The 12,998-nt window shown below is 58.9% G+C and carries 14 protein-coding genes; all 14 read left to right on the forward strand.

Annotated elements, in window-relative coordinates; translation table 11 throughout:
- Positions 1 to 166 precede the first annotated feature (166 nt).
- Positions 167 to 535 (forward strand): 30S ribosomal protein S13, encoded by a 369-nt coding sequence (rpsM, locus tag ACR0FB_RS15010; RefSeq protein ID WP_008757392.1) that lies wholly within the window; start codon positions 167 to 169, stop codon positions 533 to 535.
- A 15-nt stretch (positions 536 to 550) separates the two neighbouring features.
- The gene (gene rpsK / locus ACR0FB_RS15015; protein WP_008757289.1) at positions 551 to 940 is read left to right on the forward strand and encodes a 30S ribosomal protein S11; all 390 of its coding nucleotides are present in this window, start codon (positions 551 to 553) and stop codon (positions 938 to 940) included.
- Positions 941 to 1,054: 114 nt separating this feature from the next.
- The gene (locus tag ACR0FB_RS15020; RefSeq protein WP_117870179.1) at positions 1,055 to 2,071 is read left to right on the forward strand and encodes a DNA-directed RNA polymerase subunit alpha; all 1,017 of its coding nucleotides are present in this window, start codon (positions 1,055 to 1,057) and stop codon (positions 2,069 to 2,071) included.
- Positions 2,072 to 2,201: 130 nt separating this feature from the next.
- Positions 2,202 to 2,624 carry a 50S ribosomal protein L17 gene (gene rplQ, locus ACR0FB_RS15025; protein WP_170687292.1) on the forward strand — a complete coding sequence of 141 codons (423 nt, stop codon included), beginning with the start codon at positions 2,202 to 2,204 and terminating at the stop codon, positions 2,622 to 2,624.
- 159 nt (positions 2,625 to 2,783) lie between these two features.
- A complete protein-coding gene (locus ACR0FB_RS15030; RefSeq protein WP_480621697.1) occupies positions 2,784 to 4,169 on the forward strand; it encodes a trypsin-like peptidase domain-containing protein in 1,386 nt (461 codons plus the stop codon).
- A gap of 3 nt (positions 4,170 to 4,172) precedes the next feature.
- Positions 4,173 to 5,483 carry a replication-associated recombination protein A gene (locus ACR0FB_RS15035; RefSeq protein ID WP_171724229.1) on the forward strand — a complete coding sequence of 437 codons (1,311 nt, stop codon included), beginning with the start codon at positions 4,173 to 4,175 and terminating at the stop codon, positions 5,481 to 5,483.
- A 54-nt stretch (positions 5,484 to 5,537) separates the two neighbouring features.
- On the forward strand, positions 5,538 to 5,738 hold the full coding sequence (locus tag ACR0FB_RS15040; RefSeq protein WP_480621696.1) for a hypothetical protein: 201 nt from the start codon (positions 5,538 to 5,540) through the stop codon (positions 5,736 to 5,738).
- 120 nt (positions 5,739 to 5,858) lie between these two features.
- Positions 5,859 to 6,902 (forward strand): RluA family pseudouridine synthase, encoded by a 1,044-nt coding sequence (locus ACR0FB_RS15045; protein WP_171634779.1) that lies wholly within the window; start codon positions 5,859 to 5,861, stop codon positions 6,900 to 6,902.
- Positions 6,899 to 7,570: an HAD-IA family hydrolase gene (locus ACR0FB_RS15050; RefSeq protein ID WP_480621695.1), complete on the forward strand. Its 672-nt coding sequence runs from the start codon at positions 6,899 to 6,901 to the stop codon at positions 7,568 to 7,570. Before ACR0FB_RS15045 ends, ACR0FB_RS15050 begins: the two co-directional genes overlap by 4 nt.
- Positions 7,571 to 7,573: 3 nt before the next feature.
- The gene (locus tag ACR0FB_RS15055) at positions 7,574 to 8,281 is read left to right on the forward strand and encodes an ATP12 family chaperone protein (RefSeq protein WP_210093294.1); all 708 of its coding nucleotides are present in this window, start codon (positions 7,574 to 7,576) and stop codon (positions 8,279 to 8,281) included.
- 205 nt (positions 8,282 to 8,486) lie between these two features.
- Positions 8,487 to 9,503 (forward strand): amino acid ABC transporter substrate-binding protein, encoded by a 1,017-nt coding sequence (locus tag ACR0FB_RS15060; protein WP_171724225.1) that lies wholly within the window; start codon positions 8,487 to 8,489, stop codon positions 9,501 to 9,503.
- A 126-nt stretch (positions 9,504 to 9,629) separates the two neighbouring features.
- Positions 9,630 to 10,862, forward strand: coding sequence for an amino acid ABC transporter permease (locus ACR0FB_RS15065; protein ID WP_171724224.1), 1,233 nt, complete (start codon positions 9,630 to 9,632; stop codon positions 10,860 to 10,862).
- A 3-nt stretch (positions 10,863 to 10,865) separates the two neighbouring features.
- Positions 10,866 to 12,164, forward strand: a complete 1,299-nt coding sequence (locus ACR0FB_RS15070; RefSeq protein ID WP_480621694.1) for an amino acid ABC transporter permease — start codon at positions 10,866 to 10,868, stop codon at positions 12,162 to 12,164.
- Positions 12,165 to 12,176: 12 nt separating this feature from the next.
- Positions 12,177 to 12,968 carry an amino acid ABC transporter ATP-binding protein gene (locus ACR0FB_RS15075; RefSeq protein WP_171634770.1) on the forward strand — a complete coding sequence of 264 codons (792 nt, stop codon included), beginning with the start codon at positions 12,177 to 12,179 and terminating at the stop codon, positions 12,966 to 12,968.
- Positions 12,969 to 12,998 lie beyond the last annotated feature (30 nt).

A 12,998-nucleotide genomic window follows, 5' to 3' on the forward strand; every position in this document is an offset into this window, starting at 1 on the left:
CATATCGACCCCCATCCCTAAAGGGAATCAAGACCGCGTGCGGGATTCGTCCCAACCGCCCCGACCACCTAGAATAATGCTGAACCCTCTGGCCACACTGCCACGGTAAAGCGTTGTGAAAAAAGGTTCTGGAGTTACGGAACCGCAACGAAAAGGAAAGTGACACGTGGCACGTATTGCCGGCGTAAACATCCCGACTGCAAAGCGGGTACCTATCGCCCTCACATATATCACCGGTATCGGAAACACTTCGGCCAAAGCGATCTGCGAAGCCGTGGGCATTGAAGCGCACCGTCGCGTCAACGAACTGTCCGACGCCGAAGTTCTGGCCATCCGCGAGCACATCGATGCAAATTTCACCGTTGAAGGTGACCTGCGTCGCGAAGTTCAGATGAACGTCAAACGTCTGATGGACCTGGGCTGCTATCGCGGTCTGCGTCACCGCCGCAACCTGCCGGTTCGCGGTCAGCGTACCCACACCAACGCTCGTACCCGCAAAGGCCCCGCAAAGGCCATCGCTGGTAAGAAGAAATAAGGGAGGGTCTGACCGATGGCACGTGACAAGACTCGCGTTAAGCGCAAAGAGCGCAAGAACATCGCATCGGGCGTTGCCCATGTGAATTCGACCTTCAACAACACCAAGATCCTGATCTCGGACGTACAGGGCAACGCCATCTCGTGGTCGTCTGCCGGTACCATGGGCTTCAAGGGATCGCGGAAATCGACCCCCTACGCCGCTCAGATGGCTGCCGAAGACGCAGGCAAGAAGGCGCAGGAACATGGCGTTAAGACGCTGGAAGTCGAAGTTCAGGGCCCCGGTTCGGGCCGTGAATCGGCACTGCGCGCGCTGGCGGCAGTGGGCTTCAACATCACGTCGATCCGCGACGTGACACCGATTGCTCACAACGGCTGCCGTCCGCCGAAGCGTCGTCGCGTCTAAACGATTTTGAATTGAGCTGGGGCTGTGTTTCTGCACGGCCCCAGCACGTCATTTTGAACCTCGGGCGTCTGCACCTTGTTGGTCATGGGGCGCGGACAGGAATGGAGGGATTACATGATCCACAAGAATTGGGCAGAATTGATCAAGCCGACCCAGCTGGAAGCCAAGCCGGGCAATGATCCTGCACGTCAGGCCACCCTGGTTGCCGAACCGCTGGAGCGTGGCTTTGGTCTGACCCTGGGCAACGCCCTGCGCCGCGTCCTGATGAGCTCGCTGCAAGGCGCGGCCATCACCAGCGTCCAGATCGACAACGTTTTGCACGAGTTCTCGAGCGTCGCAGGCGTTCGCGAAGACGTCACCGACATCATCCTGAACCTCAAGCAGGTTGCCCTGCGCATGGAAGTCGAAGGCCCCAAGCGCCTGTCGATCAATGCCAAAGGCCCCGCAGTCGTCACCGCGGGTGACATCAGCGAAAGCGCCGGTATCGAGGTTCTGAACCGCGACCACGTCATCTGCCACCTCGACGATGGCGCTGACCTGTTCATGGAACTGACCGTCAACACCGGCAAGGGCTATGTCTCGGCCGAGAAGAACAAGCCCGAAGACGCGCCTATCGGCCTGATCCCGATCGATGCGATCTATTCGCCGGTCAAAAAGGTCGCTTATGACGTTCAGCCGACCCGTGAAGGTCAGGTTCTGGACTATGACAAACTGACCCTGAAGATCGAAACCGATGGTTCGATCACGCCGGAAGACGCACTGGCCTTTGCCGCTCGTATCCTTCAGGATCAGCTGTCGATCTTCGTCAACTTCGACGAGCCGGAATCGGCAAGCCGTCAGGACGAGGACGATGGTCTGGAGTTCAACCCGCTGCTGCTGAAGAAGGTGGACGAGCTGGAACTGTCGGTCCGTTCGGCAAACTGCCTGAAGAACGACAACATCGTCTATATCGGCGATCTGATCCAGAAGACCGAAGCCGAGATGCTGCGCACTCCGAACTTCGGTCGCAAGTCGCTGAACGAGATCAAGGAAGTTCTTTCCGGCATGGGCCTGCACCTGGGCATGGATGTCGAGGACTGGCCGCCCGACAACATCGAAGATCTGGCGAAGAAATTCGAAGACGCGTTCTAAGCGCGTCTTCCCCAATGCCCGGCCCGAAGTGGGAATATCCGGGGACAATATGGGCATTTCCGCCCCAAGGAGAGCCGGTGACACGCATCGCCGGCCAGACAAAGCAAAACGCGAAAGAAGGAACTAGAAAATGCGTCACGCACGTGGTTACCGCCGCCTGAACCGTACTCATGAGCACCGCAAGGCGCTGTTTGCGAACATGGCTGGCTCGCTCATCGAGCATGAGCAAATCAAAACGACTCTGCCCAAGGCAAAAGAACTGCGCCCGATCGTTGAAAAACTGATCACTCTGGGCAAGCGCGGCGACCTGCACGCCCGCCGTCAGGCCGCAGCACAGCTGAAGGAAGACAAAGACGTCGCCAAGCTGTTCGAAGTTCTGGGGCCTCGCTACGCCGAGCGTCAGGGCGGTTATGTCCGCATCCTGAAGGCTGGCTTCCGCTATGGCGACATGGCCCCGATGGCGATCATCGAATTCGTTGATCGTGACGTCGACGCTAAGGGCGCGGCCGACAAAGCCCGCGTTGCCGCCGAAGAGGCAGCAGACGAAGAATAAGATCTGATCCAGGGTCACGGTCGAACCTCCGTTCGGGAAACCGGACGGAGGTTCTTTCGTTATGGCATGCCGGCATGTTGCGGGGCATACCCGACCGCCGACTTGCAATTCGGATTTTGTGTCAGCATATCTGGGCCAATCGCAAAAAACGGAGCCACCATGATCCGCGTAATGCTGACCCTTGTTGCCTTGACCTGCGCGACGCAAGGAATGGCCGAAACGAAAGTTCCGCAGTCACAGGCCGAGATTTCGTTGGGATTTGCCCCGGTCGTGAAACAGGCATCACCGGCGGTTGTGAACATCTATGCCAAGATCGTCCGGCAGGGCCGGGCAAGCCCGTTTTTCTCGGACCCGTTCTTTCAGGATTTCTTTGGCCGGGGATTTGGCGAACCACGTCAGCGGGTTCAAAACTCGTTGGGTTCCGGGGTTATCCTGTCGGACGATGGGTATGTTGTTTCCAACTATCACGTGGTTGGCTCTGCGACCGAGATCCGGGTTGTCACCACGGATCGGCGCGAGTTTTCGGCCGAGGTTGTGCTGGGCCATGAGGAAAGCGATATCGCGATCCTGCGCTTGAAGGAGGCCGAAGATCTGCCCTACCTGACCCTTCGCGATTCCGACCAGGTCGAAGTCGGAGAGCTGGCGCTGGCCATCGGAAACCCGTTCGGGGTGGGGCAGACGGTATCTTCCGGCATCATCTCGGGGCTGGCGCGCACGGGCACGGCAACCGGGAATGGCCGCGGATATTTCATCCAGACGGATGCGGCAATCAACCCGGGCAACTCCGGTGGGGCGCTGATCGATGTGAATGGCCAGCTTATCGGGATCAATACCTCGATTCTGACCCGATCGGGTGGGTCAAACGGAATAGGCTTTGCCATCCCCGCCAATCTGGTGGCGCAATTCCTCAAGCAGGCGCAGCAGGGAAACGAAACCTTCGTCAGCCCGTGGGCAGGAATGTCGGGTCAACATATGAGTGCGGATATCGCGGAATCCCTTGGTCTGGCCATCCCGTTGGGCGTTGTGGTCTCTGATCTGCATGAGCTCAGCCCTTTGCGCGACGCAGGGTTCAGAGTTGGAGACGTGGTAACCCATGTGGACGGGGATGAGGTCAATTCACCCGCCGAGATGAAGTTTCGGATGTCGGTCGCCGGAGTGGGCGGAACCTCGGTTCTGACCCGTCTGCGCGGCGACCAAAGTGACCAGGTTGAGGTGGCGCTTATCAAAGCCCCCGATGTTCCGGCCGCCGAAGAAACGACGTTGAACGACAGAACCGTTCTTCCGGGGTTGGTGGTGTCCCGGGTCAACCCCGCGGTGATCACCAGGATGGGATTGCCGCTGTCGCTGACCGGTGTCGTCGTGGTGGATCCCGGCCCGTATGGCGGAAGGGTGGGATTGCGAACCGGTGATATTCTTGAAAGCATCAATGCCGATGAGATCCAGCGCCCTCGGGACGTTGAGACCGCGCTGACCGATCCGGGCCGTTACGTGCAGATAGGTCTGGTGCGCGGGGGGCGGTCCGTCTCTTTGCGGTTCCGGCTGTGACCTGTGAGTGATCTGTTCGATACCGGGGCGGCAGAACCCGCCGCTTCTCCTCACCGGCCTCTGGCTGACCGGTTGCGGCCTCGATCCCTGGCCGAGGTGATCGGGCAGGAGCAGGTGCTGGGCCCCGAGGCCCCTTTGGGTGTCATGCTGGCGGCAGGCAGTTTGTCCAGCCTGATCTTCTGGGGCCCACCCGGAGTTGGAAAGACCACGATTGCACGGCTGTTGGCACAGGAAACCGATCTGCATTTCGTTCAGATCAGTGCGATCTTTACCGGTGTGCCGGATCTGAAGAAAGTCTTCGAGGCCGCGAAAATACGCCGCCAGAACGGGCAGGGCACCTTGTTGTTCGTGGACGAGATTCACCGCTTCAACAAGGCTCAGCAAGATGGGTTTCTGCCCCATATGGAAGACGGGACAATCCTGTTGGTCGGCGCAACCACCGAGAACCCGTCATTCGAACTGAATGCCGCTGTGCTCAGCCGGTCGCAGGTGCTGGTGCTGGAACGGCTGAGCCTTGCCGATCTGGAGCGTCTGACCCAGCGGGCCGAGAAAGAGCTGGGCCACGCGTTGCCATTGACGCCTGCCGCCCGCGATGCGTTGCAAGAGATGGCCGATGGCGACGGTCGGGCTTTGCTGAACCTGATCGAACAGGTTTCGGCGTGGAAGGTGGATGCGCCGCTGGGCCCCGATGCGCTGTCTACGCGTTTGATGCGGCGGGCTGCAAAATACGACAAGTCTGGTGATGAGCATTACAACCTGATCTCGGCCCTGCACAAATCGGTGCGCGGATCTGATCCCGATGCGGCCTTGTATTGGTTCGCGCGCATGCTGACCGGGGGCGAAGACCCGCGGTATCTTGCGCGCAGGATCACACGCATGGCGGTCGAGGACATAGGCCTGGCCGATCCGCAGGCGCAGGCCATTTGTTTGCAATCGTGGGAAACCTACGAACGTCTGGGTTCACCCGAGGGCGAGTTGGCGCTTGCTCAGGCGCTGGTCTATCTTGCCCTGGCGCCAAAATCCAACGGCGCCTATGTCGGCTACAAGGCGGCAATGCGGCTGGCCAAGCAATCCGGCAGCGAGCCACCGCCCAAGCATATCCTGAACGCGCCGACCTCTTTGATGAAGGAACAGGGTTACGGCGCGGGCTATGCCTATGACCACGATGCCGAGGACGGGTTTTCCGGTCAGAACTACTTCCCCGAGACGATGAAACGCCCGGTTTTGTATCAGCCGGTCGAGCGCGGTTTCGAGCGTGAGCTAAAGAAACGCCTCGATTATTTTGCCAAGCTGCGGACACAGCGGAACAGCTAGTTACGCGGGGTCAATCGTAAAGGTTCCGCGGCGCCACAGGCGACTGGATTGAAATTGGACGCTTCCCCTGGGTCAACGCTTGCAGCGGAGGACTTGATATGCCGGTCGATCATCGAAACGCGTGGAATGCCGGTTTGTGACGCGCTTAAGGTTGAATGGGCCAACGGGTTGGATGTCATTCGCCGCGCAGGAACCGCTGGTGCGACCCGTTTCCGGGACGGAGCAGGGCAGCACGGCGACTTCTCGAACATCTGAGATCCAGAGCCAGATACCTTGACTCTTGCCGCGTTGCGCGCGACAGACGCCCATGATTTCTGGGACACGGATAAACACGCAATCCGGGCGGATCACCCGCGCGGAACAAGGGGTAATGGCATGAGTGGCGTGCAGATGATTACAGTCGCTGAAGGGGATGGGGACCAACGCGTGGATCGCTGGCTGCGCCGCCTGTTTCCGCATGTCAGCCAGGGGCGCATTGAAAAGATGTGCCGCAAGGGAGAATTGCGTGTTGACGGTAGCCGCGCCAAGGCCTCGACCCGGCTGGAGGCCGGGCAGGTTGTTCGCGTGCCGCCTTTGCCGGACGCTGATCACAAACCGGCTGAGGCCAAGCATCACATCTCGGATGCGGATGCCAAGATGATCCAATCCTGCGTGATCTACCGCGACGATCACGTTCTGGCGCTGAACAAGCCGCATGGTCTACCGGTGCAGGGCGGCAGCGGGCAGACAAGGCATGTTGACAGCCTGTCCGAAGCGCTGCGGTTCGACTATGACGAGAACCCTCGGCTGGTCCATCGGTTGGACAAGGACACGTCAGGTGTTCTGCTGCTGGCCCGCACCCGCGAAGCCGCCAAGGGTTTGACGGCCGCTTTCCGCCACCGCGATACGCGCAAGATCTACTGGGCGCTGGTTGCCGGGGTGCCGACACCGTATCTGGGTGAGATCAAGACCGGCCTTGTCAAGGCGCCCGGTCATGGCAAGCACGGTGAGGGTGAAAAGATGATCCCCGTGCATATGAACGAAATTGACAGCACTCCGGGCGCGAAACGCGCGCATACGCATTACGCAACCCTTTATCGAGTTGCCGGCCGCGCTGCTTGGGTCGCGATGGAGCCGATCACCGGACGTACGCACCAGTTGCGGGCGCATATGGCCGCAATCGGACATCCGATTATCGGCGACGGAAAATACGGCGGTTCGGGTCAGGAAAACCTTGGCGACGGATGGGGTGCGCAACTGGGTGGGATCATCAGCAAAAAGCTGCATCTGCACGCACGGCGGCTGTCCTTCCTGCATCCGGTGACGCGGAAACCAGTGACCGTGACGGCGCCCTTGCCCGAGCATATGAAGCACAGCTGGGACACGTTCGGATGGAGCGAGGATCTGGCGGCTGATGACCCGTTTGAGGCGCTGCAATGAGCGCACCCTTGCGGCTGGTCCTGTTCGACGTCGACGGTACTCTGGTCGACAGTCAGGGCAGTATCGTTCATTCCATGACCGCCAGCTTTCAGGCCGCCTTCGTGCCGGTTCCGACGCGAAAGGCGATCCTGTCCATTGTTGGCTTGTCGCTGCCGCATGCCATCGCCCGGTTGGCGCCGGAACAGCCCCTCTCGGTCCAGAACGATCTGGTCGACGGGTATAAAGAGGCCTATCACGCCCATCGTCTTGAATTGGGCGCGGCAAGTTCGCCGTTGTACCCCGGTGCGCGCGAGGCGATTGAAGCGTTGCATGCCGTGCCCGAAGTGCTTCTTGGCGTGGCAACCGGCAAGTCGCAGCGCGGGTTGGACGCATTGATCGAAGCCCATGGGCTGGAACCGTATTTCGTGACCCGGCAGGTCGCGGATCACCACCCGTCAAAGCCGCATCCGTCCATGGTGCAGACCGCATTGGCGGAAACCGGGGTCGATCCGGGTTGTGCAGTGATGATCGGCGACACGAGCTTTGACATGGATATGGCCGCGGCTGCCGGTGTTCGCGGCATCGGCGTCACTTGGGGCTATCATGACCGATCGGCTTTGACCGCAGCTTCTTGCATTGTCGAAACCTTTGACCAGTTGCCCAATGCTCTGGCTGAGATGTGGGATTGAAAGATGAGTGACTGGAAACCGAAACGCTTCTGGAAGGACAGCACCGTTGTCGCGGTTGATGGCGGCTTCACCGTCGAACTGGATGGCCGCAGGGTCAAAACACCCGCCAAGGCAGACCTGATCCTACCAACCCGCCCCATGGCCGAAGCGGTGGCAGGGGAATGGGATGCGCAGGAAAAAGAGGTTGATCCTGCCGTGATGCCGTTCACCCGTTCTGCCAATGCAGCGATTGACAAAGTCCGCATCCAGCACGGGGAAGTGGCCGACATGCTGGCCGATTACGGCGATTCCGATTTATTGTGTTATCGCGCAACCCACCCGCAGGAGTTGCAGGATCGTCAGTGCTCCGAATGGGATCCCGCCCTGGATTGGGCCGAGACCGCGCTGTCTGCCCGTCTGGTTCCGGTTGCGGGCGTCCTGCATCAACCGCAGCCGGAATCCGCCCTGGCGACATTGCGTTCTCGGGTGCACGGGCTGGATGCGTTCCAACTGGCCGCTTTCCACGATCTTGTCAGTTTGTCGGGGTCATTGATTCTTGGCTTTGCGGCCGCCATGAACTGGCGCAAACCGGACGAGATATGGCGCATTTCAAGATTGGATGAAACCTGGCAGATCGAACAATGGGGCCATGACGAAGAAGCCCATCAGGTTGCCGAGGCCAAGAAAGCGGCCTTTATGCATGCCAAACGCTTCTTTGACATATCGGTTTGATCCTAAATTCCGGTTTTTTGAGCAGATCTGTAAACAGCTTGGGGCCTGATCCATCGTTTTCGATGATCCGGCCCTTGACGTTTGTTTATGAATACGCCCAAACTCAGTGCCACTAAAGGGGAGACACCTTTGGGGTAACCTATCCGGCATCCACTTGCCGGGCAGAGCCGTCTCGGACGGGGCGGAAAATCAGGAAGAGGTAAAAATGAAAAAATCCGTAATCTTGGGCGCGGCAACGATTGCCGGTCTTGCTGCTGGCGCAGCCATGGCAGGGACCGTTGACGACGTTAAAGCACGCGGCAAGCTGAATTGTGGTGTGACCACCGGTCTGGTTGGTTTTGCTGCGCCCGACGCCAATGGCGAATGGCAGGGCTTTGACGTATCGCTGTGCCGCGCCGTTGCTGCTGCTGTTCTGGGCGACGCCAACGCTGTTGAATTCGTTCCGACCACTGGTAAGACACGTTTTACCGCTCTGGCCTCGGGCGAGATCGACATGCTGGCAAGAAACACCACCTGGACCTTCAGCCGCGACGTCGACCTGAAGTTCGAATTCACTGGTGTGAACTACTATGACGGTCAGGGCTTCATGGTTCCCAAGGCGCTGGGCGTCAGCTCGGCCAAGGAACTGGACGGCGCCCGTGTCTGCATCCAGACCGGTACCACCACCGAGCTGAACCTGGCCGATTTCTTCCGTGCCAACAACATCAGCTACGAGCCGGTTCCGATCGAAACCAACGCCGAAGCGCAGCAGCAGTACCTGGCCGGTGCATGTGACGTTTACACCACCGATGCTTCGGGCCTGGCCGCAACCCGCGCCACCTTCGAAGCGCCGGACGAGCACATCCTGCTGCCCGAGATCATCTCGAAAGAGCCGCTGGGCCCGCTGGTCCGTCATGGCGATCACGAGTGGGGCGACGTTGTCCGCTGGACGCTGAACGCACTGATTTCGGCTGAAGAGCTGGGCGTGACCTCGGCAAATATCGACGAACTGAGCGCCGGCACCGACAACCCGGAAATCAACCGCCTGCTGGGTACAGAAGGCACTCTGGGTGAAATGCTGGGTCTGGACGCTGACTGGGCGGCCAAAGCGATCAAAGCTGGCGGCAACTATGGTGAAGTGTTTGCCAAGAACATCGGTGAGGAAACTCCGATCGGTCTGGCGCGGGGCCTGAACGCACAGTGGACCGAAGGCGGCCTGCTGTACTCGCCGCCGTTCCGTTAAGGCATCAATGGAAGAGGGCGCGGGGCAACCTGCGCCCTTTTCTACAATAAATTGCTGCGGGCAGATGCAGAGCGGGGAAAACCTCGCCGAAATGAAACAGCTCGCAAGCCACGGGGATCCCAAAATATGTCGACTATGACTGACCCACCGAAAGCTGATTTTCGGTTGTCTATGCTCATAAACGATACCCGCTATCGCTCTCTTACATTTCAGGTGATTGCGGCCATCGTCATTGCGCTTTCCATCTGGTATCTGGGCAACAACCTGATCCAGAACCTCAGGGCCGCAGGGCTCAATATTTCCTATTCTTTCCTCGGCGATTCAGCCGGGTACGACATCAACCAGCGTCTTGTTGAATATGACAGTCAGTCATCGCATGCACGCGCGGCACTTGTCGGTTTGCTGAACACACTGCTTGTGGCCTTTCTGGCCTGTATCACCGCAACTGTTTTCGGTGTGATTGCGGGTGTTCTGAGACTGTCGAACAACTGGCTCGTGTCGAAGCTGATGGCCGTGTATGTCGAGATCTTCCGGAACATCCCGGTTCTGATCTGGATCATCATCATCTTCACGATCATGACGGCCGTGCTGCCGGCGCCAAGCGCGTTCCGGGGGGAAAACCCGACGTCTTCAATGCTGTTTGGGTCCTTTGCCTTTACCAATCGGGGCATCTATTTTCCGCGTCCCGAATTCGCCAATGGCCTGTTTGCATCGACAGCCCTGAACTGGTTGCTGGTCATCGCCGTCCTGATCGGATCGTGGTTCGTCAGTGGCGAAGTTGAAAAACGCGCAACCAAAAAGCAGGAAGAAACCGGAGAGCGCCCCGCGACACTGTTGCCGAAACTGGCAATCTGGCTGGTGCCTTTTGTGCTGTTGATGGTCATCATGGGCCTGACCTGGGATGTCCCCGAACTGAAGCGCTTTAACTTCAGCGGTGGAATGAATGCCGGCGGCCCCCTGATTGCGCTGTGGTTTGCCCTGTCGATCTATACCGGTGCCTTTATCGCGGAAAACGTGCGTGCGGGTATTCAGGCGATCAGCAAAGGTCAGACCGAGGCTGCCGCCGCGCTGGGCCTGCGTCAGGGACGGATCATGAAACTGGTCATCCTGCCCCAGGCATTGCGGGTCATCATCCCGCCGCTGATCTCGCAGTATCTGAATATCACCAAGAACTCGTCTCTCGCGATTGCCGTTGGCTATGCGGATATCACCGCAACACTGGGTGGTATTACTCTGAACCAGACCGGCCGGGCGATTGAATGCGTTCTTCTGCTGATGTTGTTCTACCTCACGGCCTCGCTGCTGATTTCGACGGGGATGAACATCTACAACGCTTCCGTCAAGCTGAAGGAGCGCTGAGCCATGAGCGATCAAGCAACAAACCCGATCGCCTTCGTGGCCGAAGGCACCATCCCGCCCTCACCGCCGCCGGCAAATGAGACGGGCGTCATCAAATGGCTGCGCGAGAATCTGTTTTCAGGGGTCGTCAACTCGATCCTGACAGTTCTGTCGCTGATCCTGATCTACATTCTTCTCAAGAATACCTTGCCATGGATTCTGAACGGAGTGTGGAATGCCAACTCGCTCGCGGAATGCCGCGAGATTCTGGGGGACAAGGCCGGAGCCTGTTTCGCAGTTCTGACGGAACGCTGGCCGCAGCTGATCTATGGGTTCAAGTACCCCGTCGATGCCTATTGGCGGCCGAACCTGGCCTTTGTGCTGATGCTGGTGGCGATTGCGCCGGTGCTGTTCTTTGACTTGCCTCGCAAGATGCTGTTGTTCACTGCGGTCTATCCCTTCCTGGCTTTCTGGCTGATCTGGGGTGGCACGATCCTCGTGCCTCTGGTTGCGCTTGTTGGCTGCATGGCCGCCGGTGGTGTCTTCCAGAAGCTGGGCAACAACAACTTTGCCGCCGGGTTCTTCGGAGCGATTGTGACGGCACTGGTCATCTGGAACGTCGGAGGGGCCCTGATCCCGGAAGGCGCATCAGAAAACGCGTGGCTGACGGCCGTTCCCAGCCGTGATTTGGGCGGTTTCATGCTGAACATGATGCTGGGCGTGACCTGTGTGTCGCTGTCGGTACCACTTGGGATCGCACTGGCCTTGGGGCGACAGTCGAACATGCCGCTGATCAAGTGGGTCTGCGTCATCTTCATCGAGTTCATCCGCGGCGTGCCTCTGATCACGCTGCTGTTCGTGGCTTCGGTGATGCTGGCCTATTTCTTCCCGCCTGACAGCACGGTCGACCTGTTCCTGCGCGTTGTGATCATGATCACCATGTTCTCGTCCGCCTATATCGCCGAGGTGATCCGCGGCGGTCTGGCAGCGCTTCCGCGCGGGCAGTACGAGGCCGCAGACAGTCTTGGGTTGGATTATCCGCAGGCGATGCGGCTTATCATCCTGCCGCAGGCGCTGAAGATCTCGATCCCCGGGATCGTGAACGTGGCCGTGGGCCTGTTCAAGGATACGACACTGGTTTCGGTCATTTCGATGTTCGATCTGGTGGGTATGATCCGGGGACCCATCCTGGCGTCGACTGAATGGAACGGCGTCTACTGGGAGCTTCTGGGCTTTGCCGCGCTTCTGTTCTTCGTCGTCTGTTACGGCATCTCTCAATATTCTCAGTGGCTCGAGCGTCGCCTTGCCACAGATCATCGTTAAGGAGTTCAACACATGTCTGAACTTGCAATTGACCGCGAAATCGACCGCTCCAAGATGCAGGTGAGCGACGAGGTCGCCATCGAAATCAACAACATGAACAAGTGGTACGGGTCCTTCCACGTGCTGCGCGACATCAATCTGACCGTCAATCAGGGCGAGCGGATCGTGATCGCGGGCCCGTCAGGGTCGGGCAAGTCCACCCTGATCCGCTGCCTGAACGCACTGGAAGAACACCAGCAAGGCAAGATCGTGGTGGACGGCATCGAGCTGTCGAATGACCTGAAGAACATCGACAAGATCCGGTCCGAGGTTGGAATGGTGTTCCAGCACTTCAACCTGTTCCCGCATCTGACCATTCTGGAAAACTGTACGCTGGCCCCGATCTGGGTGCGCAAGACGCCCAAGAAAGAGGCTGAAGAGAGGGCGATGCACTTCTTGGAAAAGGTGAAAATCCCCGAGCAGGCTGACAAGTTTCCCGGTCAGCTTTCCGGCGGTCAGCAGCAGCGTGTGGCGATTGCCCGCTCACTGTGCATGATGCCACGGATCATGTTGTTCGATGAACCGACATCGGCGCTGGACCCCGAGATGATCAAAGAGGTGCTCGACACCATGATCGAACTGGCCGAAGAAGGTATGACCATGCTGTGCGTGACGCACGAGATGGGCTTTGCCCGTCAGGTCGCCAACCGCGTGATCTTCATGGATGCCGGTCAGATCGTGGAACAGAATGAACCCGAAGAGTTCTTCAACAACCCGCAAAGCGAGCGGACCAAACTGTTCCTGAGCCAGATTCTGGGTCACTGACCTGCACAAAGGCTGAATAAATGAAGGCGG

The sequence above is a fragment of the Ruegeria sp. P10 genome, from assembly GCF_056534925.1.